At 33.0% G+C, this 23,585-nt stretch carries 23 protein-coding genes; 21 read left to right on the top strand and 2 right to left on the bottom strand.

The window, feature by feature from the left end; genetic code table 11:
- Positions 1-493: 493 nt before the first annotated feature.
- From HWV59_RS27435 to galE, 14 genes are all read left to right on the top strand, one after another.
- The gene (locus HWV59_RS27435; protein ID WP_102230319.1) at positions 494-865 is read left to right on the top strand and encodes a type II secretion system protein; all 372 of its coding nucleotides are present in this window, start codon (positions 494-496) and stop codon (positions 863-865) included.
- A gap of 714 nt (positions 866-1,579) precedes the next feature.
- Positions 1,580-2,695: a DegT/DnrJ/EryC1/StrS family aminotransferase gene (locus HWV59_RS21270; protein ID WP_175640720.1), complete on the top strand. Its 1,116-nt coding sequence runs from the start codon at positions 1,580-1,582 to the stop codon at positions 2,693-2,695.
- Complete coding sequence (locus HWV59_RS21275; protein ID WP_328824354.1) at positions 2,695-3,339, top strand: sugar transferase; 645 nt, start codon at positions 2,695-2,697, stop codon at positions 3,337-3,339. Before HWV59_RS21270 ends, HWV59_RS21275 begins: the two co-directional genes overlap by 1 nt.
- Positions 3,336-3,956 carry an acetyltransferase gene (locus tag HWV59_RS21280; protein ID WP_175640171.1) on the top strand — a complete coding sequence of 207 codons (621 nt, stop codon included), beginning with the start codon at positions 3,336-3,338 and terminating at the stop codon, positions 3,954-3,956. The genes HWV59_RS21275 and HWV59_RS21280 overlap by 4 nt, the downstream gene beginning before the upstream one ends.
- A gap of 43 nt (positions 3,957-3,999) precedes the next feature.
- Positions 4,000-5,307 carry a glycosyltransferase family 4 protein gene (locus HWV59_RS21285; RefSeq protein ID WP_235991857.1) on the top strand — a complete coding sequence of 436 codons (1,308 nt, stop codon included), beginning with the start codon at positions 4,000-4,002 and terminating at the stop codon, positions 5,305-5,307.
- 88 nt (positions 5,308-5,395) lie between these two features.
- Positions 5,396-7,258: a heparinase II/III domain-containing protein gene (locus HWV59_RS21290; RefSeq protein WP_175640172.1), complete on the top strand. Its 1,863-nt coding sequence runs from the start codon at positions 5,396-5,398 to the stop codon at positions 7,256-7,258.
- Positions 7,259-7,283: 25 nt separating this feature from the next.
- A complete protein-coding gene (locus tag HWV59_RS21295; RefSeq protein ID WP_175640173.1) occupies positions 7,284-8,504 on the top strand; it encodes a nucleotide sugar dehydrogenase in 1,221 nt (406 codons plus the stop codon).
- 109 nt (positions 8,505-8,613) lie between these two features.
- Positions 8,614-9,648 carry a glycosyltransferase gene (locus tag HWV59_RS21300; RefSeq protein WP_175640174.1) on the top strand — a complete coding sequence of 345 codons (1,035 nt, stop codon included), beginning with the start codon at positions 8,614-8,616 and terminating at the stop codon, positions 9,646-9,648.
- A 69-nt stretch (positions 9,649-9,717) separates the two neighbouring features.
- Positions 9,718-10,722, top strand: coding sequence for a glycosyltransferase (locus tag HWV59_RS21305; protein WP_175640175.1), 1,005 nt, complete (start codon positions 9,718-9,720; stop codon positions 10,720-10,722).
- Positions 10,723-10,740: 18 nt separating this feature from the next.
- Complete coding sequence (locus tag HWV59_RS21310) at positions 10,741-11,721, top strand: glycosyltransferase family 2 protein (protein WP_175640176.1); 981 nt, start codon at positions 10,741-10,743, stop codon at positions 11,719-11,721.
- Between the two features lie 167 nt (positions 11,722-11,888).
- Positions 11,889-13,199, top strand: coding sequence for an O-antigen polymerase (locus HWV59_RS21315; RefSeq protein WP_175640177.1), 1,311 nt, complete (start codon positions 11,889-11,891; stop codon positions 13,197-13,199).
- Positions 13,200-13,229: 30 nt separating this feature from the next.
- Positions 13,230-14,489 carry a lipopolysaccharide biosynthesis protein gene (locus HWV59_RS21320; protein WP_175640178.1) on the top strand — a complete coding sequence of 420 codons (1,260 nt, stop codon included), beginning with the start codon at positions 13,230-13,232 and terminating at the stop codon, positions 14,487-14,489.
- Between the two features lie 163 nt (positions 14,490-14,652).
- Positions 14,653-15,744 (top strand): non-hydrolyzing UDP-N-acetylglucosamine 2-epimerase, encoded by a 1,092-nt coding sequence (wecB, locus tag HWV59_RS21325; RefSeq protein WP_175640179.1) that lies wholly within the window; start codon positions 14,653-14,655, stop codon positions 15,742-15,744.
- 15 nt (positions 15,745-15,759) lie between these two features.
- Complete coding sequence (gene galE, locus HWV59_RS21330; RefSeq protein ID WP_175640180.1) at positions 15,760-16,749, top strand: UDP-glucose 4-epimerase GalE; 990 nt, start codon at positions 15,760-15,762, stop codon at positions 16,747-16,749.
- A gap of 93 nt (positions 16,750-16,842) precedes the next feature.
- Here the strand turns inward: galE and HWV59_RS21335 are convergent, their stop codons facing one another.
- Complete coding sequence (locus HWV59_RS21335) at positions 16,843-17,562, bottom strand: hypothetical protein (protein ID WP_175640181.1); 720 nt, start codon at positions 17,560-17,562, stop codon at positions 16,843-16,845.
- Positions 17,563-17,838: 276 nt separating this feature from the next.
- On the opposite strand from HWV59_RS21335, the gene HWV59_RS21340 reads away from it, so the two are divergent.
- From HWV59_RS21340 to HWV59_RS21370, 7 genes are all read left to right on the top strand, one after another.
- Positions 17,839-17,991, top strand: a complete 153-nt coding sequence (locus HWV59_RS21340) for a hypothetical protein (RefSeq protein WP_175640129.1) — start codon at positions 17,839-17,841, stop codon at positions 17,989-17,991.
- Positions 17,992-18,133: 142 nt separating this feature from the next.
- Positions 18,134-18,340 (top strand): hypothetical protein, encoded by a 207-nt coding sequence (locus tag HWV59_RS21345; RefSeq protein ID WP_144925166.1) that lies wholly within the window; start codon positions 18,134-18,136, stop codon positions 18,338-18,340.
- Between the two features lie 352 nt (positions 18,341-18,692).
- On the top strand, positions 18,693-19,130 hold the full coding sequence (locus HWV59_RS21350) for a sigma-70 family RNA polymerase sigma factor (RefSeq protein WP_175640182.1): 438 nt from the start codon (positions 18,693-18,695) through the stop codon (positions 19,128-19,130).
- 75 nt (positions 19,131-19,205) lie between these two features.
- The gene (locus tag HWV59_RS21355) at positions 19,206-19,382 is read left to right on the top strand and encodes a hypothetical protein (RefSeq protein ID WP_175640183.1); all 177 of its coding nucleotides are present in this window, start codon (positions 19,206-19,208) and stop codon (positions 19,380-19,382) included.
- The gene (locus HWV59_RS21360; RefSeq protein WP_175640184.1) at positions 19,357-19,509 is read left to right on the top strand and encodes a hypothetical protein; all 153 of its coding nucleotides are present in this window, start codon (positions 19,357-19,359) and stop codon (positions 19,507-19,509) included. Before HWV59_RS21355 ends, HWV59_RS21360 begins: the two co-directional genes overlap by 26 nt.
- Before the next feature lie 407 nt (positions 19,510-19,916).
- Positions 19,917-20,804: a helix-turn-helix domain-containing protein gene (locus HWV59_RS21365; RefSeq protein WP_235991858.1), complete on the top strand. Its 888-nt coding sequence runs from the start codon at positions 19,917-19,919 to the stop codon at positions 20,802-20,804.
- A 423-nt stretch (positions 20,805-21,227) separates the two neighbouring features.
- A complete protein-coding gene (locus HWV59_RS21370; RefSeq protein ID WP_175640185.1) occupies positions 21,228-21,473 on the top strand; it encodes a magnesium chelatase domain-containing protein in 246 nt (81 codons plus the stop codon).
- Positions 21,474-21,876: 403 nt separating this feature from the next.
- Here the strand turns inward: HWV59_RS21370 and HWV59_RS21375 are convergent, their stop codons facing one another.
- Positions 21,877-23,232: a transposase gene (locus HWV59_RS21375; protein WP_175640186.1), complete on the bottom strand. Its 1,356-nt coding sequence runs from the start codon at positions 23,230-23,232 to the stop codon at positions 21,877-21,879.
- Between the last annotated feature and the right edge of the window lie 353 nt (positions 23,233-23,585).

Genomic DNA, 23,585 nt, shown 5'->3' on the forward strand with positions numbered 1-23,585 from the left:
AAAAACTGAAGTATTTGAAGGTATTCTGAAAAGTAGTGAATAGTCAATATATGTCTAGACTTACGATTGGTAAGTGAATCTCTTGGGTAATGCCGTTTACGGTGTTTACTTGTAGACGAGCTTGCTTTTGGAGTGAAGATCTGAAGAGTGAAGTAGAAATTACGACATTTATTATAGAAAGAGTCTGTTAAAGGTAAGTCTCTTTCATCTACATATTAAAATTAGGTGATGTCTCCTTACCTATATCAATGGAGGCACTCGGCTATGCTGTGGGTTCTGTGGGAACCTTAGACACTTGTTGTTGGTGGTGTGGTGTGAGGGTGGGTTGGATGCCTGATATTTTGTTTTATGTTTTATTGAGTAATATAATTATTATTTTTGATTTCTTTAAAGTGAGAAGGAAATAGATTGTACTATTATTCTTTTTGCACACATACTTTGTATACAACTTTAGAGTGCATGAACATTCATGATAAAGTTGGGGAGGATTAATATGTGGGTAAAAGATCGATTGTTGAATGGTAGAGGCTTAACGTTAATTGAAGTGATGACTGTAGTTGTTATTTTGGGGATTGTAGCAGCAATTGCAGTTCCTGGAGTTTTAGGATATATAAATAGTACAAAGGCTGATGTTTGTGATGTTAATAGGAATCAGCTGGAAAGGGATTATGAGGTACATTTGATGATTGAGAGTAAAGAGCATTCGGATGTTGCTTTTAGTGGTTATTTTCTTAGGTATGAAGCTAAGGTTTGTCCTGAGTTTGGTGTGATTAATTATGTAGATGGTGAAGTTCATTGTAGTGTGCATGACCATATTGAGAGTGATGAGGAAGAAGATAAAGGAGTGGGAGTACCTTTTTTGTAGTTGAGTTTTTTCATAGATATGGTTGGGGATGAGAGGTATGGTTAAATGGTGCTGGGGAAGTCAGAATGGTCAATAGATAACCACAACATATTGTGTTAAAATCATTGCAAAGTCACAAAAATATACAATATACGGGATTTACCTATATAACATAGTACCATTTTGTTAGTATATAAAGATAAAATGGCTAAAATCAGGTATTTTGAATTTGCAAAACGTTGATTTGACGGGGTTTCTAACAACCTGAAATATGGAAATAGATTGAATGGAGTTAAGGAACTGACTATCATGGTTAGATTGAGTGCTAGAAACCTTGCGGGATAAGGGTTTGAGGCACTTTTAGTGAGATTTATAGATTGATTGAATGGTCTATATAATAGGAAGAAACTCGGTTTAGGGTGATAAATGAAAGAATATCTAATTCGTATTTGCAAGGTAGATTGAATAGATATTACGAGGTGAGTATCGGAAATCGATAACAAAACACAATATGTAGTATTAAAATTCGGTTTTTAACAGTGAAACATACTATATGTTGATATTTTTATCTATTTCTCATATTGAATATTATTTACGAGGTGGCTATCTGATATAGATAACAAATTTAGTGGTTTAGTAGTTGATTAGAAAGGAAAAAAGATTCTAATTAAGTCCTAATCTACTAAAATATTAACTTAACTAGGGAAGGAAGTCTAGAAGATGGAGTCGACAAAAGTGAAAGAAAGAATATTCCTCTCTTCACCCCATATGAGTGATGAAGGTTATGAAATGCAATATATAAAGGAAGCTTTTGATACAAACTGGATTGCTCCCCTTGGTGAAAACGTAAATGGATTCGAAAGAGAACTGGCTGAAAAAGTTGGCTCTAAAGCGGCTGCGGCATTGTCTTCAGGAACAGCTGCTATTCATTTGGCTCTCAAAGCAGCAGGAGTTGGAGAAGGGGATATTGTATTCTGTCCGACACTGACTTTCTCTGCTACTGCAAATCCAATCATCTATCAAAATGCCATTCCTGTTTTTATAGATAGTGATTATGAAACGTGGAATATGAGTCCGAAGGCATTGGAAGAAGCATTTGAAAAATATCCAGAAGTAAAGGCAGTAATTGTTGTTCATTTATATGGCTTACCCGCTGATATGGACAAGATAATGGAGATTTGTAAGAAACATAATGTAGCGGTTATAGAAGATGCTGCTGAGTCATTAGGTACTTACTATAAAGGTAAGCATACAGGGACTTTTGGGGATTATGGCATCTTCTCTTTTAATGGAAATAAGATTATCACAACTTCTGGTGGCGGGATGCTTGTTTCTGATAACGAAGAACGTATTGCAAAAGCTAGATTCTGGGCCACTCAATCTAGAGACCAAGCAAGACATTATCAACATAGCGAATTAGGATTTAATTATCGTATGAGTAATGTTGTTGCTGGGATTGGTAGAGGGCAGCTTAAAGTGTTGGATCAGAGAGTTGCTAAGAAGAATTATATCTTAGAGTTTTATAAGAGAGAACTTGGTGGGCTTGAAGGTGTTGAATTCATGCCTAGTAATGAATGGGATGAACCGAATTACTGGCTAAGTTCGATTACGTTGACTGGTAAAGTACGACCAATTGATATATTTAATGCATTGGAAACAGAGAATATTGAGTCAAGGCCGGTTTGGAAACCGATGCATCTGCAACCGTTCTTTGAAAAGTATGATTTTGTGGGTGAAGGTATATCGGAAAAGTTGTTTGAGAATGGGGTTTGTTTGCCGTCTGATACGAAGATGACAGATGAGGACTTAGAAAGAGTAGTGGAGACTATTAAGGGGTTGTGGTTTAAATAATGAAGAATTCCAAAGGTGGTATTTATAGAAGGTTTATAAAAAGACCGATGGATATCATGCTATCGTTAATCGCCATTGTTGTTCTTAGTCCGATACTTCTAGTAGTTGCAATTCTTGTGAGAACGAAATTAGGTAGTCCTGTTCTATTCAAGCAAAAGAGACCTGGGCTTAATGAAGAGATTTTTCTGATGTATAAGTTCAGGACTATGACGGATGAAAGAGATGATAGAGGGGAGTTACTACCTGACAGTGTTAGGTTGACGAAGTTTGGTAGGTTACTACGTTCTACATCTCTTGATGAACTACCCGAACTTTTTAATATTTTGAAGGGTGATATGTCCATTATCGGCCCTAGGCCACTTTTGGTGCAATATTTACCATTGTATAACAATCATCAAAAACGACGTCATGAAGTAAGACCAGGGCTATCTGGTTTAGCGCAGGTTAGTGGTAGAAATGCGATTAGTTGGGAAGATAAATTTAATCTCGATGTTGAGTATGTGGACAATGTAAGTTTCATTGAGGATTGGAAGATAATATTTTTGACCATAAAAAAGGTTTTCGTTAGAGAGGGTATTAATTCAGAAACTGCTGCAACAATTGAGCCTTTTAAGGGAACCAAAAAGGAAAGAATGGAAATATGAAAAACAAACTTTTAATAATTGGTGCTAGCGGCCACGGAAAAGTTGTTGCGGATATTGCAATAAAAATGAATAAATGGCAGAGTATTGCTTTTTTAGATGACGACAAAATCATTAAATCATCAATGGGTTTAGAAGTCATTGGAACTTCAGATGATGTTTTTACACATATAGATGAGTACGATATATTTGTTGGTATTGGGAATAATGCTACGAGACAAAGGGTTCATGAAATGCTTGAAACATTTGGGGCTAGTATTCCGGTATTAATTCACCCGGATGCAGTTATAGGGTCATATGTAGATATAGGAATTGGGACAGCTATTATGGCGGGAGTAATTGTTAACTGTTGTACCAAAATTGGTAAAAGCTGCATTATTAATACAGGTTCCACAATTGACCATGACAATGATATTGAAGATTTTGTTCATATTTCACCAGGTGCTCATTTAGCAGGCACGGTCAAGGTTGGACAAGGATCTTGGTTAGGTATTGCCAGTGTAGTTAGTAATAATATAAACATCACCAACGGATGTAAAGTTGGTGCTGGTTCTGTAGTGGTTAAGGACATATCTAAACCAGGAGTTTATGTTGGCACTCCTGCGAGAAAACTAGATTAATATCTTACAAATATTTAAGTGAAGTATTAGAGGTGAGTACAATTTGAAGAAAAAAAAGATATGGTTATGGAATCATTATGCGACTGATATGTATAAAAACCGTGGAGGACGGCATTATTGGTTTGCGGACAATCTCATTAAGCAAGGATATGAAGTAACGGTCTTTTGTGCAAATACCTATCATAACAAATCAGAATATATCAATACAAAAAATAAGAAGTATGCCACCGATACTGTGGATGATATTCCTTTTGTTTTTGTAAAGACCACAACGGCCTTAGGGAATGGGATTGATAGAGTAAAAAACATGGGGTTATTTTATATTAATCTATTCTCTGTCGCAAAGGAATATGCAAAGTTACATGGTAGACCTGATATTATTCTTGCTTCAAGTGTGCACCCATTAACTATGGTTGCGGGAATCCAGATAGCTAAGAAACTTAATGTTCCCTGTATATGTGAAATACGAGATTTATGGCCGGAAGCTATATTTTCGTTTGATAAAGCCAAAGAGAAAAGCCTATTAGGACGTATTTTAACAGCAGGAGAGCACTGGATTTATAAAAAGGCAGATGCTCTTATTTTCACTAAAGAGGGAGATACTGACTATATAATTGAAAAGAAATGGGACACTGAACAAGGTGGAGATATCAATCTTGATAAATGTTATTACATCAACAATGGCGTCGATGTAGAAGGGTTTCAAATATCATCTACTGAAAATAAGGTTGAAGACGATGATTTAAATGCTGATAAGTTTAACGTGATTTATGTAGGAGCGATACGACCGGTTAATAATGTGGGTAATGTCCTAGATGCAGCATCAATATTAAAGGATGAGGAAGATATTCAGTTTTTGATTTATGGTGATGGTAATCAAAAGGATATGCTAGATCAGAGAGTTGCTGAAGAAAAGCTAACTAATGTTAAAATGAAAGGTTTTGTAAGTAAACGCTCGATACCCTATATACTAAGTAAATCATCAGTAAATATTCTTAACTATTCTCAGACGCAATACAATTGGGCTAGAGGGAATAGTTCTAACAAATTATTTGAATATATGGCTTCAAGTAAACCGATTATTTCAACGGTGAAAATGGGTTATTCAATAATAAATAAGTATAAATGTGGAATTGAGTTAGAAAAAAGTACGCCAGAAGAATTGGCTGATGCAATTTTGAAAATAAAGAACATGTCTGAAGATCAGTATTACATGATGGGACAAAATGCTAGAAATGGAGCAAAGGATTTTGATTTTAAGAAACTAACTATGAAATTGGTTGATGTGATAGATAGTGTTGATAGAAACAAAGAAAAAGAGGTTTCTACGAAATATAAGGAAGTAATATAAAAAACTATATTTCAAATATTAACTGTACGTTGTTATATTTATAAGTTTTAATGCACTTAATAAAAATGTGGGAAAATGAGGTATTGTAATGATTGGTTCATTAATAACTGAATATGGATTGCCTTGGGTTTTTAATAGAACACTTTATTCAGCTAAGTTGAAAATGATGAGAGCAATACCAAGCAGTGAAAATCTATTTGAAAAAGATGTTCAAGTAAAGAGAATAGAGATATTGGATATAATAGTTGAACCTATTGAAGAATTTCTAAAAAGATTATCAAATGAAAAACAAGTCGAAATAGTTTCGATAGCAAATAAAGCAATAGAAGGAAAAATATTAGGTTTCTCATCGATAGAACTAGATTATGGCAATCCCATTAACTGGCATTATAGCCCAATTACAAAAAAAATTGTTGAAAAATCGTTAAAGTGGTATCAAATTCCGGACTTTGACCCTGAGAGAGGCGATATTAAAGCTGTTTGGGAAGCATCTCGATTTACACACTTTTTCTACTTTTCTAGGGCTTATATGATAACCAAAGATAGAAGGTATTACGAAGCTTTTTCGAATCAAATGAATGATTGGATTCGAGAAAATCCATATCCATTTGGGTCACATTACAAGTGCGGCCAAGAAGCAACATTAAGGATGATTAATACATTAATTACGTATTCGGTGTTTAAGCATTTTAGGCTGATAACTAGTAAAGATGAAGAAAATGTGAAAATGATTGTTGAAGGCAGTTATAAAAAAGTCTTATCAAATTTTTTCTATGCTCATAAATGTATTAAAAATAATCATACTTTATCTGAAATAACAGGTCTTATTATTGGAGCATGGGCTTGTGGCGATAACAAAAATATGAAAAAGGCCTATACCTTACTAGATAAGGAAATCCACAAACAATTTCTCCCTGACGGAGGATATAGACAATATTCCTTTAACTACCAGAGATTTGCACTTCAACTAATGGAGCTAAATATTAAATTAAGTGAACAAACAATGCAACACTTATCAAATCAGAGTAAGGAACTAATAAAAGGTAGTGCAAATTTACTTTATCAAATGCAAGATGAAACTGGTGACGTTCCAAACTATGGTTCAAACGATGGAGCACTTATTTTTCCGGTTACATCTTGTGGATATAGAGATTTTAGACCTGTAGTAAATACTTTGTTTGCTTTTATAGATGGAAATAGGGTGTTTGAACATGGGGATTACGATGAAGAAATATTATGGTTTAGTGATAAAAATGTTAATGATATTCCAATGAAAAAAACTCCAAGGGTCTCTTCATCTTTTCATAAATCAGGTTTTTACTCCTTAAGAAATGAGTACGGGTTTTTAATGACTGTATTACAAGATTATGACACCCGTCCTGCACAGATGGATCAACTGCATATTGACTTATGGCATAGAGGAATCAATGTATTTTGTGATAGTGGCACATACTCTTATGCAACTGATATAGGTAAAAAGATGGCTCTAACATCAGCTCATAACACTGCAGTAATACAAGGCAAGGAGCAAATGAAAAAACATGGACCTTTTCTAATCTATGATTGGACCATGCGTGGAAAAGTAGAGCATAATGATGATAGTTTTATAGGGACAATGAATTCTAAAAATGATTATTCACATACAAGAAGAATTAAAAAGAATGACCTTGGTTACTCGATAACCGATTCTGTTGTAGGAGATGGAGAAGTCTGCGAATTTTATTTTCACACTCCTTGTGATGTAATAAAAGTAAAAGATGGTTTTGAGCTTTATAAAAATAATAAGCCTATATGCAGTGTAAGAACGGTAGGGGATATAGAAGTTAAAAAGGCTTATAGAAGTCTATACTATTTAAAAAAAGAAGAAATAAACTGTGTAGTTGTTAGGACTAATATGATTGAAAAAAATTGCAGTATGGAGCTCTTGATAGAGTTAAAAGATACAAACTAAATAAGCCCGAAGGGAAGTTAAAAAAATGATTAATGTAATTGGATTAGGATATATAGGATTACCCACAGCACTTATGTTTGCAAAATCTGGAATTAAGGTAGTTGGAACTGATTTCAATGAAAAATTAGTTAATTCTTTATGTCAAGGTGAGCTTACATTTGAAGAGGAAGGACTGGAAGAACTTTTCCAAGCAGCTAATGGAAATGGGATTAAATTTACAACCGAATATCAGAAGACTCATACTTATATTGTTGCAGTTCCAACACCATTCCTTAAAGATAGTAAGAAACTTGATCCGAAGTATGTTATTTCTGCTGTCAATAGTGTTCTTGATGTTTGTGAAAGAGGGGCGGTACTAATTATTGAGTCAACAGTATCACCGGGAACAATCGATAAATATGTACGCCCTGAAATTGAAAAAAGAGGTTATGTTATCGGTGAAGATGTTCATTTGTTACATGCTCCTGAAAGAATTATTCCTGGAAATATGATTTACGAGCTTGAACATAACTCAAGAACAATTGGTGCTGATAATGAAGAGATAGGCGAGAAGGTTAAGGGACTTTATGCAAATTTCTGTAAAGCTGAAATTGTTGTAACTGATATAAGATCAGCGGAAATGTCAAAGGTAGTTGAAAATACTTATCGTGATATCAATATTGCCTTTGCAAATGAGTTAGCTAAGATTTGTCATACAGACAATATGGATGTTTATGAGATTATTAGAATAGCAAATATGCACCCACGAGTTAATATTATGCAACCAGGACCCGGAGTTGGAGGTCATTGCATCTCTGTGGATCCATGGTTCTTAGTTGGAGATTACCCAGATCTAACTAACCTCATTTTGACAGCTCGAAAAATTAATGATTCTATGCCAAGACATGTATTAGGACGAATAAGAGATATCATGAGAGAGCATGACATTAAAGATATATCAAAAGTTGGTCTATACGGTTTAGCTTATAAAGAAAATGTAGATGATACAAGAGAAAGTCCAACGCTTCAATTATTAGAAAGAATGGATGAGCACTTGGCATTTGGAGTAAAGGTATATGATCCGTTCGTAAAAGAAAGAATTGTAGACCACCAATTTATGAATTTTGAAGACTTTTTAAATGAAATAGAAATTCTTGTAGTTATGGTGGGACATGATCACATTAAAAACAATATGGATCTCATTAAGAACAAACTTGTTCTTGATACTAAAAATATTTGTTCATTTGAAGGTTCATATAAATTATAGTGAATTAACCTAAAAGTATCATGATGGCCCTAAAAATAAATATTGACTATTTTTAAACTAGTAAAATTGAAAAATCCCTATCAATTAAATTTATATAGGAAGTGTCACTATGAAATATATTTATCTAGGAGCATTCCCCCCTCCATATGGAGGGGTAACAATTAAAAATCAACTTTTATATAAAATGTTATCTAAATATATTAATATTGATCATTTTAATTTAAAGGATAAAAATATAAACTTCTTTTTAAAGTTTATTAATTTATTCAAAATAGTATTTAGTAATAATATCGGTTTGGTAATTGGAATTAGTAAGGATTCTTTGAATTTTTTAACTTATTTGCTTTATATACTTAATAGGAAGTTGATGAATAGATCTATTGTAATGATAATGGGTGGGACTTTTTCCCAGATAGTGTCCGAAAAAAGTTTTTTACAAAAATGTATACAAGAGTATAAACATATTTATGTTGAAACTTCAGGGATGAAAGAAAAGTTAAATTCGCTAAACATATTCAATGTTTCTGTTTATCCAAATTGTAGAGAGGAACCCAATGTAAAATTAAATTTCCCTCAAAATAAGAGTACTTTAAAGTGCTTGTTTTTTTCGTTAATTTCAGAAGATAAAGGTGTAGATAATATTCTTGATGCAGCGAAGATTTTGGAAAAAAAAGGTATCGACTTTAGTATAGACTTTTATGGGCATATTGACCAAATGTATGAGGAAAATTTCCATAAGGAAATCGCATCTTCTAAAAATAATAATTATTATGGAGTTTTAAAGTCCACAGATAGAAATGAAGTTTATGAAAAACTAAATAGTTACGATGTACTTTTATTTCCTACAAAGTGGAAAAATGAAGGTGTTCCAGGTGTCTTAATCGAGGCAAAAATTGCAGGCTTACCCGCAATCGTTAGTGATATAAATTTCAACTCGGAAATAGTAGAAGATGGGAAAACTGGAATAGTTTTGAAGGATAATACACCTTATGATTTGGTGGAAGCTATTGAGAACATATACTGGAATAAAGATCGGTTATTAGAACTAAGGTCTAATGTTAAAGCCTCTAGTAAAGATTATTTAGTAGAGAATTATATTCAAGACATTGTTGCCATGATAAAAAAGGGAAATAATCAAAACTGAATTATAATCTTAACTTAGTCTAAGTAAGATGAGATCCCCTTTTTTAAAAGCCATTCTATGGAGGAGAATATGTTATATATATTTTATAAAGATAAGCTTAATTTAAGACAAAATAAACCATTTATTGATTTTTTTAGCAAGTCTCAGGATGGGATTCGTATCGTATCTAAATTAGATCAAATTAAGGTGAACTATTCAGAAGTGAATTATATCTTTGTTGGGACTATGGAATTTTTTGAGGTTTTTTTAAAATACTTTTTCAGAAGAAATGTTAAGATTATATATCGATCAAGAGGAGTAGCTCCTGAAGAAAGCTTTTATCGAAATAAATCATGGTTTAGATATATCATATTAAGTTTAATAGAATTATTTGTTATTACTTTGTCAAAACATATAATAGTTGTTTCGAATAATCATAAAAATCATTATTTAAAAAAATACAAGATTAAAGAGCAAAAAGTTAGTGTAATTCATAATTATTTAACTAAAGACAGTTATAATTTGAAAACAAGCAATTCAGATAAGATGGAAATTGTATATGTTGGTGGTTTATCAAAATGGCAAAGAATTGATGATATTAAAGAGTTATTTAAAAAACTTAACCAAATAAATAAAGATATATCATTTTTAATATGTACAAACAAGAGTAATATTGAAGCAGCCAAAGACGTCTTCAATGAGGTAGGTAATATTAACTTTGAAAGCTATGAAGACTATGATGAACTAATCAAGAGAATTTCAAAATGTACTGCTGGAGTTATTCTAAGGGATTCAAATACAGTAAATGAATGCTCTTCTCCATTTAAGGTAATTGATTATGTAAGTGCACAGTTACCAATTATAATGACTGATAATATTGGGGATTACACAAAAACATTGAACAATAAAAATTTTACGTTTTATTTGGGAGATACATTCTTAGATGAAAAAAAGTTAGTTAAACTGGAAGATTTTATAAAAAAATGCTATGAAAATAAGAATGAAATAAAACAAGAAATGAGTAAATACTCCTGTAAGGAATTGAATGCTGAACAAGAAATAGGACAGGTTATGAGTATTTTAAGAAGATTATAAAGGGCAGGTTACAAAAAAATGGAATTAGTAAGTATAATTGTACCTATTTATAATAGTGAGCGATTTATAGATAAAACTATTACTAGTATAGTGAATCAGACTTATAAAAATATTGAAATAATATTATTAGATGACGGATCTACTGATAATTCATTAAATATAATGAAAAAATATGAAAAACAAGATGGTAGAATAAAGGTTTTCTCACATAAAAATCAAGGACAAAGTTTCACTAGAAATAAAGGTATTGAAATAAGCTCGGGTGAATTTTTAGTATTTGTTGATTCTGATGATTGGTTAGATAAGCATTTCGTTGAAAAGATGTATACAGAGATTTCGAAAACTAATTCAGAAATTATAGTTTGTGACTACTATATCCATTATTCAAATAAACTGAAGGAGATGGCTTATAACTATTCCAAAGACATTGTTGGTGAAGAAGCTTTTGAGTTGATGTTAAATGGGAATATCTCACATACTTGCTGGGGAAAAATATTCAAATCTACTCTAATTAAGAACAGTAATGTTTTATTTCCTGTAGGAAAAACAAATGAAGACTTATACACCGTTTCTGTTTGGTTTTTAAGGGCAAGTAAGGTAGGTTTTTTAAATGAATTTTTGATTACACAAAGACATAGGGAAGGATCCATTACAAATTCATTCACTAATAGTTTTATCGACTTGCTTTATATATTGAATTTATTAAGAGATTATTTGGTTGAAAATAACTTATTTAATAGGTTTGAAAAACAGTATAAACGTAAATACCAAAAAATGGTGGTTTATTTATTAAATTACGGTGTAAGAATGAAAAGATTTGACTTTACAAAGAAAGTATTAAAGGAGTCTAAAATACCTATAAAAGACTTCGATTTAAATTTATTGAATAGAAGAGAAAAAATTGCAGTTACGCTAACCAAAATAAATATAAAATTATATTTTATATTTACAAGATTTTATTATATGTATTATGCAAAGAATATATTCATTAAAAAATAAAAATTTCTTTGAAAAACCTTGGAGATTATAGAAAATCAAATCAATAAATAGATCGATATTTTACAATTAAATTGTACTAATATCCCTTTATCTTAGAATCAAAATATTTAACTAGTTTTTTTAATCTAAATTTCCATTAAGATTTTTTTAGAAGTTGGTGTACAAAAATGACTCATATAGCCATTCATATTTTAATTATTATAATAGGTATTCAATTAGTATTATATGATACAAAACGTAATAAACAAAAAAAAATTAGATTCTTTACAGCGGTAAATTTAGTGTTTATTTTTGTTTATGGAATAATTCCTTTGGTATTATACTATAATAAATTTTTTGTGGGCAAAACTGATGCCTACATTGTTTATACAGTGGACTATTTTAACGAGCCCTATTTATATGCTAGCTTTTTAATATTAATTGGGTATATATCTTTTGTAATTGGGTATTTTCATTCAAAACCTTATTTAAAGTCACGTCATACTTTTAATATCTCTCATGGAAATTTAAGATATATTGGAATATTTTTATTGATAATTTCTTGTGCCAGTGTATTTCTAGTTGCTTCTGGTTTAGGTGGAGTTTTTAACTCGTTGAGCTATATTCAAGCTATAAGATCTGGTGGCGGGGAAGTTAGTATTTCTAGTATTGGATTTATGTTATTACCAATAGGAGTTCCACCGTTTTTAATATTTCTATCGTTTGTGCTGAAGGAAAAGAAAATATATTCTCTAAATTTCCTTTTTATGCTTTTAAGTTTGTTTAATTCAATATACTATGTGTTGATATTTGGAGGTAGATTGCCGCTAGCTCTTTTCCTGCTTATATTAGTATTTTATTATCTAGATAAAAAGAATTCCTTTAAATTAAAAATTTTAGTACCTATTGCACTAATAGGAATCGTAATGCTAGAACAGTTAGAACAGTTTTTTGAATACCTTTCTACTGGGGAATATATTCAGGGGAAAGGGGTCATTGATAGTATACCGAGAATAGCTGCTCAGTTTAGCTTCCCATATATAAATACTCTAAAGGTTCATAGCTTCACTTATACGGATGGAGAGTTTAGATATTTTATCGACTTTATAAGTTGGTTATATAACCTTATACCAAATATCATTATGGATTTGCTGGGGGGAGAAATAATCACCCCATCGTATATAAATAACTCTAATAATTATTTAACTACAGGGATACCAACTGACATAATAGCTTTTGGGTACTATCAGTTTGCAATACCCGGTGTGATTATAATTTCAATTCTATTTGGGAAAGTAATTGGTTGGTTTGATAGATATTTTAATAGGACTAATGATAATATATTCCTCACTTTAGTTAAGGTAAGGCTGTTTGAAATACTAATCTTTTATCCAATGTATGCAGATATTGAAGCTTTTATGAGGAGAAGGGTAGATGCGGTAATTTTAATTATAATTCTGATATTATTTTCACGTGTAAATAAAAAAAAATCAGGTTGAAATTCCTGAAAGTAAGTTAGGACTGGAAAAATGAAAAAAATCTTAAATAATACATTTTTTAAGTCAATTATAACGTTAACAACTGGATCTGTGTTAGCCCAATTAATATCATTTGTTGCCGCACCAATTATGACTAGGCTATATAGTACAGATGAAATTGGTTTATATACTCTTATATTGACATCAGTAACTATGTTTGGAGGTGTGCTGTGCGGGAGATATGATATTTCTATCGTAACTTCTAAAAAAGAAGACGATGTATTTTCTTTAATAAAGCTATCGTTTTTTATAAGCGTTATATCAAGTATAGTTATTAGCTTGGGTTTTTTTATTTATTATTACAATGTGGATAATTCTGATGTACCATACTTTTTGGTCGTTGGATTTATATTTGTACTATTATTTACAACAGGAATTAATAATATATTAATATCATTTAATAACAGAAACAAAGAGTATAAATTAATGACTTCAGTTCAGGTAGTTAGAACATTTGGTAAAGAATTTTCAATGACATCATTAGGATTATTAAATACGGGCAGTATAGGGCTATTAATCTCTCAAATTATTGGCCAAATACTCGGTCTAAACAGGCAATCAAAGTCTTTAAAAAAGTATATCACTAAGATCTTGAGTGTGAGTAAGACTAATATGCTCAAAGTAGCAAAATTGTATATTAAACAACCCCTATACTCAGTACCTGCTATTTTTGCTAATAACTTTTCATACTCGTCTATTAACCTATTTGTAGGATACTTATTTGGATTAACGACATTAGGTTATTATGCTATTTCATTTAAAATTTTAGGCTTACCGCTTGGCGTTATTAGTAATAATGTATCAAAAGTTTTTTTAGAAAAAGCATCAAGAGAATATGATGCAACAAACCAATATAAAAGTACATTTTTAAAAACTAGCTTCTTTTTATTATTAATTGCAATACCAATGGTAATATGTATGATTATTTTGGCTCCACCTGTATTCAGATGGTTATTTGGAGAAGGTTGGGAAGTTTCGGGACAATATGTAAAAATTTTAGCCCCGATGTTTGGGATAAGATTTATAGTTTCTCCTTTAACAATAGGAATGATTATATCAAATAAACAAAAGTTCGAACTGTTAATTCAAATTTTATTTATGCTGATTTCTGTAATAGGATTTGTAATCACCTTATTTGCAAATTTCACAATAGAACAATACTTATTATTTATTAGTATAAGTTTTTCAATAGTATATATATTATACTATTTGTTACTATTAAAGTTTTCAAGAAATACTCTTAATATATAAATTAGAGGAAACTAACTCTAAAAGATGTGTAGTGTTAATTGACTTCAAACTTAGTTCTGGCATACATTAAAAGTTAAAATTTTATTAGGAGCCACTGTAATTTAGAAAAACCTCCTAATATTCTATAAAGAAATACATTAACAGATAGGTTGGTAGATAAAATATGAAAAAAATAATGGTAGTCTTCGGTACACGGCCAGAAGCTATTAAAATGTGTCCCTTAGTGAAGGAATTAAAAACACGTGATAAATTGGATACGGTTGTTTGTGTTACAGGTCAGCATAGAGAAATGCTAGATCAAGTATTGGACGCGTTTAATGTTATTCCAGATTTTGATTTATCTATTATGAAGACAAAACAGACATTATTCGATGTGACAATAAATATTCTAGAAAAAATGAAAGCTATTTTGGAACAAGTAAGGCCAGATGTAGTCTTAGTTCATGGTGATACCTCAACGACATTTGTAACGTCTTTAGCATGTTTTTATTTGCAAATTCCAGTTGGTCATGTGGAAGCCGGACTTAGAACATATAATATTTATTCTCCATATCCAGAGGAATTCAATCGGCAAGCTGTAGGAATTGTTGCCAAGTATAACTTTGCTCCAACAGATATGTCTAAAGAAAATCTACTTAAAGAGGGTAAAGATTCTGCTACTATACATGTAACTGGTAATACGGCAATAGATGCACTTAAAACAACTGTTAGAGATGATTATGCCCATGAGCAGTTAGAGTGGGCATCAGATAGCAGACTTATTATGATAACGGCTCATCGAAGAGAAAATCTTGGTGTACCAATGAGAAATATGTTTAAAGCCATTAAAAGGATTGTTGATGAACATCCGGATATTAAGGCAATTTATCCAATTCATATGAATCCGGTAGTGAGGGAAGCTGCTAATGAAATACTAGGAAATAACGATAGGGTAAGAATCATTGAACCATTAGAAGTTTTGGATTTTCATAATTTCCTATCAAGATCATATTTAATATTAACTGATAGTGGTGGCATTCAAGAGGAGGCTCCAAGTTTAGGGAAGCCAGTGTTAGTTATGCGTGATACAACTGAACGCCCAGAGGGTATAGCTGCTGGAACATTAAAGCTGGTTGGTACAGATGAAGAGAACATATATAAGACCTTTAAATTACTTCTAGAAGATAAAACAGAGTATGAAAATATGAGTCAAGCAAGCAATCCATATGGTGATGGATTCGCAAGTAAGAGAATTGCTGATGTTTTAGAAGTTTAGGAGGCAAATTAGGTAATGTCTATATTAGTAACCGGAGGAGCAGGATATATTGGCTCCCACACAGTAAGATATTTTTTAGAACATAATGAAGAGGTTGTTGTTGTTGATAATTTACAAAGTGGTCATAGAAAAGCAATTGAAGTAGGCCATTACTATCAAATTGACCTCAGAGATAAAAAGGCTTTAGATAATGTCTTTAAGACTCATAATATCGAAGCCGTAATTCACTTTGCTGCTAATTCCTTAGTTGGAGAAAGTATGGAAAAGCCATTTGAATATTACCATAACAATGTTTATGGAATGATGTGTCTTTTAGATGTTATGAAAGAAAATAATGTTACAAAGATTGTATTTTCTTCAACTGCAGCTACTTATGGTGAACCTAAGAACATACCAATCCTTGAAGAAAATGAAACCAATCCTACGAACACTTATGGTGAGACAAAATTAGCAATGGAAAAGATGATGAAGTGGTTTGATCAAGGTTACGGAATTAAATATGTATCTTTAAGATATTTTAACGCTGCAGGAGCACATGAAAGCGGAAATATTGGAGAAGATCATGATCCAGAAACACATCTTATTCCTTTGATTTTACAAGTACCACTTGGTCAGAGGGATAGGATTTATATGTTCGGAGATGATTATCCTACAAAGGATGGTACATGTATTAGGGATTATATTCATGTAATGGACTTGGCTTCTGCTCACTATTTAGCTTTAGAATACTTAAGAAAAGATAGCCCAAGTGAAATTTTTAATCTTGGTAATGGTAGTGGATACTCAGTTAAAGAAGTAGTTAAAGTAGCAAGAAAGGTGACTAACCATTCGATTCCTGCAGAAGTGAAGGAGAGAAGAGCAGGCGATCCAGCTGTTCTAATTGCTTCATCGGAAAAAGCAAAAAAGATTTTAGGGTGGAAACCAAAATTTGACTCATTAGAAAAAATTATTAGTGATGCATGGAATTGGCATAAAGGTCATCCAAACGGTTATTTAATCAAATAAATATTTAAGAGGATAAAACTTACCCGCTGAGCCTATTGGCTTGGCGGGCTTATTTGTGTTTGATTTTTATTATCTCTCTGAAGTTTTTCATCGCTATTCTACTTTATATTTACTCAACATTTCTTCTTTTGAAATTTTACCCCAATCTAAATCTATCAACATAATATATATATTAGCACGAAGTGATATAGGTGCTCTTTTTAAAAACATCTCGTATGCTTTTTTATCATTGACTACGATGGTAAATTTATCTGTTTCTTCTAATTCAAAAGTCGCAATCCGCCCATACAGGTGAATTATGCTCATAATTGGAAAATGACCACGTTCGGGATTTACAGGCATAAATGTCAAATACCATCTTTGATAACCTTCATTATCTATATTAAGTTTCATGTCAGGAAATCTTAATCTTTCCTCTGTTTTTTCTACACTCCATTTAAAAGAGCTTTCATATAAATCAGCTAAGATAACTTGTTTGAATTTCCTTGCTAGTTCTTCACGCTCCATTCTTAAATTCCTAGGCGACTCTCTATCCACAAAAGTATCTTTTCTATTATTATAATTCTCTTTTTTTGCAATATGCCCTGCTGCAACCATCAAATCTTGATAAGTCACTTCGTTGTGTGCTTTTGCCGAAAATTTTGATATCGTTTCCGGAGTAGGAGGTGAAGCAATCATTTGTCTAAGAAACCTAGAAATGTGAGCGGCACTTACACCTGTTTCATTAGCGAAATTATTTATGGATCTATCACCTTTCGCCCGATCAAGTAGCACGGCAAACTCCTCTTTATTGAATTGTTCCTCATTATTCATTATAATCCACCTCATCCTATCTTATAGTCTTATTATATTTTAAGTGTTGATTGTAGTCAATGGTACACTAAAAACAAATCAATATATTTGTTGTGTTAATTATACTGCCGTGCTATAATAATTTCAAAATTGGTTGTTGGAATAATCATTTGGTGCATTGTTTATTTTGCTCGCATATTTTTTTGTCACGTTTGTTGACTGCAAACAATACATAAAATGAAGTTTTAACAATACAAAATTTAATTCATTACATGATGTTTAAAGGGGATGGAATCAATGACCAAAGTAGTAAAATGTCCAGTGTGCACAAAAAGATTAATGGATATGCTTTCAGCAAAGGAAGCTGAAGTGCAAATAAAATGTCCAAAGTGCAAAAAGGTGATTAATGTATCATTTTTAAATAATCAGGCTCATGGAGAAGCAGTGTAATCATCTACTCAGTATCTGCGAATTTGTTACTATTTGACAAATGTTTATTATTCTCACTGTACAGAACATACGTTCCTGTGTAAAATATAATTAAGGAATACTTTTCATTAAAATGGCTTCAGCATAGTTGGGAGGAAAACAAATGATAAAAGAAGCTAACATTACGCGAGTAAAATGTCCTGCCTGTGGTTACAGGTTGTTTGATAAGGGGGATCAAGCATGTGGTCCCGTGCAAACGAAATGTGGAAGATGTAAGCAGGTTTGGGAAGTTGAACTTGCGACAGATAAATTCAAACAGGTAAGTGGAAAACCTAAAGCGAGACGAAAAGGAGATAGTGCCTCACCATGAGTTGCAAATCAAATCTACCTTAAGGTCCGGATAAATCAGTAGATGCATAACTGAGAAATCTGGGCCTTTTTTATTTATATAAAAAGTTCATATCACGATGATACCGAGCGAGGAATCGACTGCATTACCCAGGCCGGATGATCGATATTTTGAGAAAAAATGATCATCTAGCGAGTGAATGCACATTGAATCAAAAATAATCGGTACCGAGCAATGGAGTCGTGGTGTGAACTACCTATAAGCCGGACATGGATCGCCCTGCAAATAAAGCAGTTGGGTGTTCTGTGTCCGGCTTATTTTTTTGTCTCTTTTTTCCCTACGGCTCCTTGCCGGGCCATAGGAGGAAAAGAGAATGAGTGAGTTTGTTATCAAAATCGGCAAGGAGAAAGTCAGTGTTAGCAAAGAGATTTACAAAGAGTATTACAAAATGAAAAGAAGAGAGCGGTACCTGGAACAGGATATCAAGGTTGGACGGATAGCTGTTGATTTTGAAACAGAAACGGTTGATTTTGTCCCGAGCAAAGAGGATTCAATCAATCGTTTGATTGAACTAGGTGCTGATTTTGAAGATGACCAAGTGATAGAAGATATTCTTTGCGATAAAGCCACTCTATTAATCTTGCAGGAAGCGATGGCTGAACTGAATGAAAAGGAACAAGAGCTCATACAGGCTCTTTATTATAAAGATCTAACAGTAAGAGAGGTAGCAAAGGTAGAAAACATCTCTCATGTAGCTGTTGTTAAACGACACAAAAAGGTGTTGGACAAGCTTAAAAAATATTTTTTGTAATTTTGGTTACCAAACCATCCTTCCCATTGGCTAATAAGTGAAGGGCCATATCTAAAGAAAAGGAGGTGACCTGTGATGACAACACAAGTAAAGCAAAAGGGTGTCAATAAAGATATGCAGGAAGAGATGGTTGGTGTTCTTACGGCTATCAGTATTGTTTCTAAAAGACTAGCTAATCGGCTGAGCCAACTTGATGAACAAAATGAAAAGAAAGGAGAAATGGCAAATGAGCAAAACAAAACTCGCTCTTGATGTAGTGACCGACTTACGAAATTTAGCAGGAAGTATTGAAACCTTGGTGTTTGCATTAAAACATGGGGACGGTTCTCGTGTTTCCGAAAACAGGGGAAGAGCGAAATCGCTCTGCGGTGGCTGTTAAAGAGCCTAATATATAAAAATAGTAGAAAAACAAAAAAGTATGCCTTTTTTTGGTATTGTTTAATCGCTAAACCAAACAAACCAAGAAAGGACATACTTTTCTTATGCCAATTATAACGCAACTTAATACTGTTTTTTAAAATATTAATTTGAGCCATAATGATCACTTCAAAAGTGAGCCACTGAAGAAAAACATGGGGACGGTTCCCATGTTTCCGAAAACAGGGGAAGAGCAAAATCGCTCTGCGGTAGCTGTTAAAGAGCCCAATTGTGACTGCTAAACTAAAGTAGACAGTTTTTGCTAGATAAGATGAAACACTTATTTACCCTAATATACCAGTAAAATATATAGCTCCTCCATTGTATGATGATGGTTTGATTCTTAAATCATTGGAGGGCTAAGAAAAGGTGGATAAGTGGGAAATGTATATGGAAATTCAGCAGTTACTCAAGAAAGGTTTTAGTAAATCCAAAGTAGCTGATAAACTGGGGGTATCCAGGGCAACTGTATATCGGCATCTTAAGAGATCTACTTCGGAGATGGCAGAATGGGTTGAATCTTTACAAACAAGAAAGAAAAAGTTGGATCCTTATAAAGAGTTAATCTTGAATTGGTTAAGGGAACATCCTGATCTTTCAGCAGCACAAGTACAAGATTGGTTGATGGAAAGGTATAAGGAACAACTTGAAGTGGGTGAAAGCACAGTCCGTGCTTACGTAAGGGAGCTAAGAGTTGAATATAAAATAGCTAAGGAATCTTCACCAAGGGATTATGAAGCAATACCTGATTCACCATTGGGGGAACAGGTCCAAGTTGACTTTGGGCACACCAAGCAGAAAACGTCTGATAATAAAGAAGTAAAGCTGAACTTTATTGCCTTTGTGCTATCTAACTCGAGATACAAATATAAAGAGTGGTTAGATCGCCCCTTTACAACTCAAGATGTCATTCAAGCTCATGAAAATGCTTTTCAATGGTTTTGTGGGATCCCAGGAGAACTCGTGTATGATCAGGATAGCTTAATTGTGGTGAGCGAGAATGGCGGAGATCTCATTTTAACGAAAGAGTTTCAGCACTATAAGCAAACTCGAAATTTAAACCTTCGGGTTTGTAGGAAAGCCTATCCAGAAAGCAAAGGGAAAATAGAGAACGTTGTAGGATTTATTAAGTACAATTTCGCCAAGTATAGAGTATTCAATAATATTGATTCTTGGAATGAGCAAGGAAGAAACATGGGGACGGTTCGCCCGTTCCCCTCCCTAAATTTAACAATTTTTTTAAAAATACAGCATTAATAAAAATAGTGGGACAGGGGATGAATCTCCTGTCCTGTAATCGTCAACCCGAAAGTTGAATACTTAGAGATCAAAAAAGTTTTGCCCAATCGACGTATGATATAAGTTTTAGTAGAACTTCAAAGAAAAGAATTGCAATCGAATAAAGTGAGCGTGTTGGTTAATCAAAACTTAATCAAAACTTCCTTCAATAAAAATTAGGAGATCATCAAAAGCAAAATCCTCTTGCAAGAAAAATTTTTTCTGAAATAATTAAAGGAATTTAAAACTAGATGTGGAATATAGTTAAAGCATTAAAAATGACAATACTCCAAACGACCCCATCTCTCACCACTCCGTTTTCTCAGATATACTCCAAAATCGTTTCTTTCACAATTTCATGTTTCATATCCATCCTATTCTTAAAAAGGAGGCATTTTAAATATGACGGTCAAAATTTCAAGCATCGGTTTAAGAGGGCTTGAGGGCTATCGTGTTCAAGTCCAAGTACATATATCACAGGGAAAGGAGTCTATGGTGATTGTTGGTCTTCCAGACACTTCTGTAAAAGAATCGAAGGAGAGAGTGCTTTCGGCAGTGCATACTCTAGACTGTGATGTGTCGGAACAAAAGATTGTAGTGAACTTATCTCCATCAGAGCAAAAGAAAAATTGGTTACAGTGCCCATGATATTGAAACAATGGGGACGGTTCCTATGTTTCCTAAATCTCCTAAAATTGATAAAGAGAACAGTTCTCTATTTAGTTATTTCTAAAAAAATTTAATATTTCAGAATTCAACTTTTTTTGGTTTATGCGACTTGCTGGTAACTGTATTTGATAATTTAATATTGAGCCACTTTCCAGTAGTTCGATCACATAAAAAATGAGCCACATGATTTCCAATTTGGAAACATGGGGACGGATCCTGTGTTTTCTAAATCACCTTAATGTTTGGTTACAGTGCCCATGATATTGAAACAATGGGGACGGTTCCTATGTTTCCTAAATCTCCTAAAATTGATAAAGAGAACAGTTCTCTATTTAGCTATTTCTAAAAAAATTTAATATTTCAGAATTCAACTTTTTTTGGTTTATGCGACTTGCTGGTAACTTAATAAAGCATTAATGCGATCGGCAGCTAATTTCGCTGCATTATAGACTAGCGTTATAAGATCAAAATGAACTTTTGCACGCTTTCCAGTGCGATAACGGACATTGTTTAGCTGATAAAATTCTTTCAAGTATGCATTTACGCGTTCTACTGCTGTACGGCGTTTAAAAATGTTCTTCCAGGTCTTCGACCCACGTGCTGGCGCCGTATACTTTCTAAGGTCTGTGGTTATTTTTACTTTATACACTCTTTGGCAAAGTTCCTCATTAGCGAGAGGACAGTTTATACATTCTTTTGGCCTCGTATATTTGAGTGTTTCATATTTCGGATCAAAGCTATCATAACGATAGGAATGCTCCCTAACGCAAGTGGGTGCAAAATGTTTATCAAAGCCAATAAGTTCAGGTTCATTGCGTTTATTATAAGCAATAACGGCTTGGTGTCCCATCTGATGAATCTGTTTATATATTGGTTCAAAATCATATCCCGCATCCATAGTGTGATAACGAATAGTAGGAATAGCTAATCGGTCTTGAATCCCTTTCAATAATGGAATGGCTGCTTTGCCATCATTAAGGTTTCCAGAAGAAAGGATGGATTGAAGAATATATTGGCTCTTAGCGCCAACAGCTAAATGAGCTTTATATCCATACCAAAAGACGTTTTTCCCTTCACTATTCTTTTTCACGCCCCAACGGGGCTCTTGTGGAATTTCAGCTCGCAATTGTTCCAAAGTAACATTAAGTTGTGCTTCAATTTTCTTTTCGAATAATGGTAGATTTGCTTCACGTTCCGCTTGTTCAATGAGCCACTGTTCTCGTGCTTCTTTTGTTTTACGACCTCGTTTTTTAGGTTCAGCTTCAGGCTTCTCTTCCTTAGGAGGTGCTTGGTCGCGTGATTCAAAATGGCAAGCATCAGTAGCTACTGTGTCATCTTTGATGAATCCTTCGCTAATGGCTTGTTTAAGAAGCGTTTCTTGTACTCCTTCTAAAACGTTGGATTCGCTAATGATAGCAATCATTCTCGAAAAAGCAGCTTCAGATGGTACCGAATCGGACACTAAAAAACCACAATCAAGCCGGAAGATCATGTCATATTTCAACCTTTTAACCAAATCCTTAATGAAGGGTATCCGTTCAGTGATTCTCGCAACCAAGGAATAGACCATCGCAGCATAGTTCAATTCAACTGGTCTACCAAAACGGGACTTCTTCGTTACCACAGCGAAGATTGGGTCCATATCAATGGTAGAAAATATAGCTTCAAATCTTTGGGTAGGTTCTAAATCATATAATTCTTGTAGTCCAAACAGGCTTCCTTGTCGTATAATAGTCATAGGGAGTCTTCCTCCAGTCTCATAAGTTTGTGTGGTGCTTACTTATTTCGACATTTGGGGAGGTACTCCTTTTTTTGTTGTCCAAAACCCTTGAGCCAGTAAGGCTCTTATTTATGAAATTCATTCAATTAGATATAGAATGTGAATAAAGAATCGCAAAATCTAACATATTTTTCTTTCTCCTTTTTTGAACTGTATCAAGTTCGGGTATCTAATGTAAAATTCTCTTTTTAAAAATTGTTGATACAATTCCGTTGAAGAAACATCAGCTGAAAATGATATTAAGATTATCCAAAATATATATGGATAGAGGCACTACCTCCAGAATGGAGAAATAAAAGTATATACATGGT

The organism is Metabacillus schmidteae, assembly GCF_903166545.1.
In the GTDB taxonomy this organism is placed as follows: domain Bacteria; phylum Bacillota; class Bacilli; order Bacillales; family Bacillaceae; genus Metabacillus; species Metabacillus schmidteae.